General features: G+C 61.9%; 4 protein-coding genes. 1 reads left to right on the forward strand and 3 read right to left on the reverse strand.

Annotation, left to right across the window (positions count from 1 at the left end; genetic code table 11):
- Positions 1 to 52 precede the first annotated feature (52 nt).
- Positions 53 to 376: a hypothetical protein gene (locus tag BGP00_RS10685; RefSeq protein ID WP_018075841.1), complete on the forward strand. Its 324-nt coding sequence runs from the start codon at positions 53 to 55 to the stop codon at positions 374 to 376.
- A 32-nt stretch (positions 377 to 408) separates the two neighbouring features.
- On the opposite strand, the gene BGP00_RS10690 is transcribed toward BGP00_RS10685, so the two are convergent.
- The 3 genes from BGP00_RS10690 to BGP00_RS10700 are packed head-to-tail and all read right to left on the reverse strand — an operon-like array spanning position 409 to position 5,836.
- Entirely contained in the window at positions 409 to 2,568 is a 2,160-nt protein-coding gene (locus BGP00_RS10690; RefSeq protein WP_018075840.1) for a hypothetical protein, read from the reverse strand.
- On the reverse strand, positions 2,562 to 4,391 hold the full coding sequence (locus BGP00_RS10695; protein ID WP_018075839.1) for a hypothetical protein: 1,830 nt from the start codon (positions 4,389 to 4,391) through the stop codon (positions 2,562 to 2,564). The genes BGP00_RS10690 and BGP00_RS10695 overlap by 7 nt, the downstream gene beginning before the upstream one ends.
- Positions 4,388 to 5,836, reverse strand: a complete 1,449-nt coding sequence (locus BGP00_RS10700; RefSeq protein ID WP_018075838.1) for a site-specific integrase — start codon at positions 5,834 to 5,836, stop codon at positions 4,388 to 4,390. Before BGP00_RS10700 ends, BGP00_RS10695 begins: the two co-directional genes overlap by 4 nt.
- Positions 5,837 to 5,984: the final 148 nt, after the last annotated feature.

Raw genomic sequence — 5,984 nt, forward strand, 5'->3', positions numbered from 1 at the left:
CAGATATCTAAACTGTCTAGGGTGTCTCACTTCTTTTATTGCGAGGCTGGACATGGGCGTTTCTCGGGAACGGCAGGACAGCGGCGCGCGCAGCGCGCTGCTCTTCCTGCCTTTGTTGCAGGGCTCGGGCCTGGATGTGCTGGGCGCGGATATGCATAGCCCGGCGCTCCTCTCTCGCCTTTTCAGGCCCGCCCCTCGGTGGCATACCTCTCGCTCTGGCAGCAGCAATGGCATCACGGCAGGCGGCCACGATGGCGGTAGCGCGGTTTGCCGTTGCCCGGCTCATGCCAGCCTCGCGCGCAAGGTTGGCGACGGTCAGGCGACCATCGGTTCGCGTTGGGCATCCGTCGATGAGGCGCGCAAGCGCCTGACGTAGCGCTTCCTCGGTCGTGCGGCTGACGGGCAGTGTCATTCAGCATCTCCTGATTTCAGAGGCGCGATCAGCTTGCGCTTCCGCTCATTGTCGCGCCTCAACGCTTCGCGCTGAACACACGATAGCCGTTTGCTGCGCAACAACACGTCCGTCTCGGCGATCGAGGCTTCCCATACCGGCAAGTGCCGCATCGTGACGCAGGAGTTGGGGCATCGATCCGGGGCGCATTGCGAGAGCAGCGGGTCTACTCTTTGCCCCATGTTGCGCTTATCGAGGCACAGGGCCGTGGCGGGATCGAAGAAGCAGTCTGTCAGATGGCCAACGTGAAGCGTTCGTGCCAGATGTGCCAGCATCGCCTTGATGCGCCCCTTGTCGACAATACGCCCAGGGAACGGCCCAAGCTCCCGGCCCACGCGATCATATTCCTGCGTAAGGCGTAATGCGGCGGGACCAGCTAGGCGCTTGGAGCGAAGATGCGCTTCATAATGCTCGACGATATCGTCGAGTTGGCCAAGTGCGCGTTCCTGTTCGACCTCCTGTCGGAAGCCGGAAGCCGAAGAGCCCGCATAGCCATCGAACATGGCGACCGACGCATGCTTATACTGGATCTTGCCAGCAACCACTCCGAACGGCCGATTGGCGATATACCAAGCCAGCGTTCGTCGGAACTGCAAGGTCGTAAACGACCAGGGATGCCCCTCCACCAGAGGGAAGACAGGCTCATCTGGCTTGCCATAGCGCTGGTCGATCGTAGCGCGGAGCCGATTGATTTGGGCCACGATGTGCGGGATTCCATGTCCTGACGTTTCATTGTGCCCATTGAGAACAAGCCAGAGTTCATCTTCGCCACGATGACGGCGGTGGTGGGCGGCAAGACGTTCCGCGATAGCAACCGCCCGATCGACCGGAGCGATAGTGATCCATTCCGCAGCCTCGCCCCGTGTACCTCGATCCTTGAAGACCGTGCTGCGGACCGCCAGACGCTCGATCATGCCATCAGCGCTACATGAGCGCGCTACGGCGCCGGGCCGCATCGCCTGTACCTCGCCGTCGCGCATCCCACTCAGATAGGCGCACAGGATGTAGGCTGCCGTTTGAAGGTTTACCTCTTCCTCAACCAGGCTGTGGGCATCGAACCGGCCCCGCCAGGGCCGGCCGGTATCCGGATCTATCGAGATTGGCGTGTCCATGCCGCCACGCTCGACACCCAGTTCGATCGCTGCCTGGCGGATCAGGTCATAGGCTTTGCTGTTTTCCTGAACCGACTGCATATTCACATCGATCTGGAACGTGATGAGGCGAAGGTTGATGACCTCTCCCCGCAGGGGTGTCGCGCGCGACAGCGCTGGCGCAACACCCGTCCTGTTAGGATTTTCCCAGACAGGGACGCCGCGCCCGGATCTCCGCCGCTCATCGAGCCAGGCATTGACGCGTGCCAGCACGTCAGTTCGCGGGCGTAAGTGCGGCCTAGCCGCGCGTTTCGCTTGCAATGTTGTTAATTCGGCACGTGCTGCAAATATATCGACCGAGTAGAGTTCGATATATTTCAGCGACCAGTGGAGCAGTGCGCCTATCACCGGCTCGGGGATCCGCGGCGTCCGGTTCTCTCCAGGTTTTGGACCGTTACACCCGGCGACACGGTAGATGGTCCGCCCGCCCCAAGGCGTGAAGGCAAGACCTCCACAGGTCAGATAGGCTGCGAACCGGCGTAGTTCCACGATCGGTTTCAGGTAGCGTGCGAACGAGCGGCGGCCACCGGACGTCGTCGCGAGCAACATGACGCGATAATCGTCGATCGTCTCCTGATCGATCAGCGCCGTATCGAACCGGCCGTGTCGCTCCCGCACATAGCCCATGAAGCGCTGGAGTTGCTGCAGTGCGTTTCGCGCAGATGACGGGCGAAGCCGACCATATCTCTCGCCAGCGCGAACATTCAGGCTAGCGAAGATATATTCCTTGGCCGTAAGCTGCTCGACTGGACAGCCGATAGTGCTGAAGTCGAGCATATTCATTTTGCAATAAGCGCGCGCCTGGAAGACCCCCGGGTTCATATCCCATAGGTCATCGCCGAACCGCGACAGGCCATCGCGATCTGCGTCGGCCCTTAGCGGTGTGGACGCGAGCACGATATCGTCGAGGTTGCGATAGATCGAGGCCAGGGGCGCAAGCGCAGCGGCGGGCCGTTGTTTCACCATGCCGCAAGCTCGGGAGGCAGATAGAGAAGGTTTGATCCCGCTTCCAAGGCTTTCGCGCGCGCATCCGCCACAAGCTGCGCCGGGAACGCCGGTATGATCTGATCGACGATGCGATGATGAGCGCGGCCGAACCGAGCCGACCATGACGCCTCGTCCATTCCCGCACGCTGCTCGATCATGAACAGATCGAACGCGATCAGCGCAGGCAGCTTGCGCGTCGTGATCACGGCGTTCGCACATTCAAGGCAGCCCCAGAAGGGCGTCGGACAAGCTTCCCCCGATGACGCGAACGGGCTTTCATAATAGCCGCCGCAACTTGCGAGCCATACGTCCTCTTCGCCGCCCAAGAGAGCTGGAACGCGGTCGGCTGCGACCGGGAGTTCGACCGAGCCCGGATCGGCGCGGACGGCCTTTTCCATGGCGGGCGGAACGAGTGTCGGCTTCAACGCGGCATCCAGTGCAGCATGAAGGGCGTCGGCAACCGTGCGTTCGTGAACGTGACTCAATGCCGGGATATCAGCATAGTGGTTTGCTGCAACAGGGATCGAGTGACCGATCGCGAAGTCAGCAAGCTGGCCGTGGGTTTGCAGATAGCGCTCGGCCTTGTGGGTCTTGCGGAGCCGAGACAGCTCGAGCTTGAGTGGGCAGCCCTCATGATCCGTGAGCGCATGATGCGTGACGAAGGCTTCTACGCTTCCGCGGCTGTTTCTTCCCTCGAGCAGCTTATAACCATCCCAGTAGGCCCAGAGCGCATCTGTCCCTAGATATCGGCGCGCCCGCGCCGTCAGGCTGATGGCCTGACGGATGATCGCGCCAGGTGTGGAACTGGCCCCGTCGCGTATCCGCAGATGTTTCCATTCCGCACCGCGCGCGCGACGTTTGCGATATTCGACCTCTACATAGCCGCGTGTCGGATTGCGGAGACAGTCTGCCTTCAGGCTTCTGAGGCATTCGATCTCGATCCCGGTGTCCAGTGACAGCGACACCAGGAACGCGATGAAGTCGAGGCGGGTCAGATAGATTGTACCGTGTAGCGTTGTGCTGCTCAAGGGCGGGCTTCCACTGTTCTGAAGCCCGCTCTTGAGCAGCCGTAATGGCGGAACGCGGGTGCTAAGCTTACCATCGCGCGCAAGGGCAAGCAGAACCTCGGCATAGAAGCCGCTCAGCTTCGGGTTGGCGGCTATGTCCGGCCTTGGCCCGGGCATCGTATCACCGAGTAGGATGCGTGCGGCCGCCTCAGTGATCTGTTTCCTGGCAGCCGAGCGAAGCGCGGCTGCGATGCCGCTGCTATAGGCGTCCCGTGGCCGGGAGTGGATAAATTCGCCGCTTCCAAGCCAGCTCAGCCGATGCTCCATGTCCGGCGGGAAGCGGCCAGGGTACATTTCGACAGCAAGACGCATCAGCGAGATCAGATGGCTGAGCACTCGACGGAGATGCTGTTCGGATTTCCCATTGTGCCTCAGCCAGTTTTCATAGCTGTCGATCAAGTCGGCCGTCATGCCGTCAAGACCATCGATCCTCACCCCTGCGGCATCCAGGAAGCGCCAGAACTGCCGTAGATCGAGCACCTTGCAGTAAATCGACCGACCGACCGGCGCCGGACCCAACTGGCGGATATGCTCTTGCACGAGTGGCGCCATTGCGATCGTGAAGGAAGGGTGCGGCCAGCTTGTCAGGTCAACCAGTCGCTCCCCACCGTCCTGGAGGAGAACGCGAAAGCGCCGGGGATCGTGAGTTTCGGTAATTGTCGCCAGATTGATTCCGTCCAGCGGCGTGTCCGCATCGATGTCCGGGAAGGTTGCCCGGCGGCCCCGCCGCTTCACGCCGCTACGCTCGCGGCGCTGACGTCCAGACCCCATTGCTCGACCGCTGCGTCGATCAACGCCTGGCATTCGTCGAGATGATCGAGGTAGATGTAGGTACTCTCGATCCGGCTGTGGCCCATCAGGCGCTGGAGCTTGAGAAGCGGATCGCCGATCAGACGACGATAGGCGGGACTCATCCGGCCCGCGCGTTCCTCCAGAAGCCACGCCATCTGCTCGCGCAGCAGCAGCGTCAGCATGTGGACGGCGAAGGTGTGGCGCAGCATGTGCGGCGTCACATCGATGTCGAGGCCGAAGCGGCGGCATCGCGCGCTGGCCCGCATAAACACCGCTTCCCATGCCGCCATCGGCATCGGCAGCCCGCCTTCGGTCAGCCACAGCACCAGCGGCTCCCGCGACTGCCGATGGATCAACCGGCCGCGCTCGCCGGGATTAAGGTTGTTGAAGCGGATCGGACTGGATGGCTGATCGTCGAGTCGAAGGGATCGCCGGTCATGACTGGCGACCATCAACGGCGCCTCGATTCGTTCCCATCTCCGGCGAAGCCCGTAGCGGTCCAGCGCGTTTGCGCGCTCCACGTCGGCATAATCACGCAGCCGCCTGAGCAGTCGTAGCGGTAATCGGACCTCACGGCCCTTGTTGCCCTTGGCCGTTGCCGCCGCGATCGGGAACGGGATCGAACGCTGATCGGGATGAGAGTCGAGTGCCGGTAATTCCGCGAGCAGCAGGCTAGAACCTTCCTGCAACCGTAAGCCGGTCGTCACCAGCAGCTCCGCGAAGAGGGCATTGCGTTCGCCGTTGCGGCCACACCAGCCCGGATCTTCGCCACCATCGGGAAGCCGTCCGCGCAGCCCGACATCGCGGAACAGCAGATAGCGGTCCAGCGACAGGAAGCGGGTGTTTCGCTTACGGGAGCCCGCCTCGCGGGCCATATTCGCTGCGATGCCGACGGTGCCCCCATCGGTCGTGCGCCCCCACATCTGGCGATAGGTGAACGGTGCCTTGTCGATCAGCTTTTCCTCGACCGCCCATCGATACAGCTTGTCGAGCGCGGCAATGGAACGATTCCATGACTGGGCTGATATGCGATGCGTCGGGGATGACAGTCGGCGCGCCCTATGGAAGGCTGCGATGTCCTCGCGATCCACCGCCCATAAAGATTTTCCATCGCGCCGCTCCGCGAGGAAGCGCAGCCACACGACGATATCGCGCGCATAGGCGCGCAGGCTGTTCAGCGATCGAACGCCCATGGTCGGAGCGGCACGAAAGAACCTGTTGAGGTCGTGGTCGTAGCTGCCATCCTCTCCGAGGATGAAGGGCATGCCCTCGACAAGGCCGAAGCTTTCCATCGCCGCTATCTCGGCCGTGGTAAGTTGATCGACAACGCCATCGACAACGGCGGGCATTTTCAGGGCGGCGAGATCCGTGAAGAACAGTTGCGGCATGGGCCTCCGGAAACGGCAAATCACAATGCTGACCCGGCTTAAGCCGGGTCAGCATTGTGATGGGGCGCGTGATATCCATCCGTCGCGAATATCCGCCCCATTGTACCGGAGGTGCTCTCGCTAAGACAGACTCACAGAGTCTGGATAA

This window comes from Novosphingobium sp. 63-713 (genome assembly GCF_001898925.1).
Taxonomy (GTDB): domain Bacteria; phylum Pseudomonadota; class Alphaproteobacteria; order Sphingomonadales; family Sphingomonadaceae; genus Novosphingobium.

Coding starts and splice junctions, on each gene's coding strand:
- BGP00_RS10685 (WP_018075841.1), top strand. CDS start 53: ATGGGCGTTTCTCGGGAACGGCAGGACAGCGGCGCGCGCAGCGCGCTG.
- BGP00_RS10690 (WP_018075840.1), bottom strand. CDS start 2,568: ATGGTGAAACAACGGCCCGCCGCTGCGCTTGCGCCCCTGGCCTCGATC.
- BGP00_RS10700 (WP_018075838.1), bottom strand. CDS start 5,836: ATGCCGCAACTGTTCTTCACGGATCTCGCCGCCCTGAAAATGCCCGCC.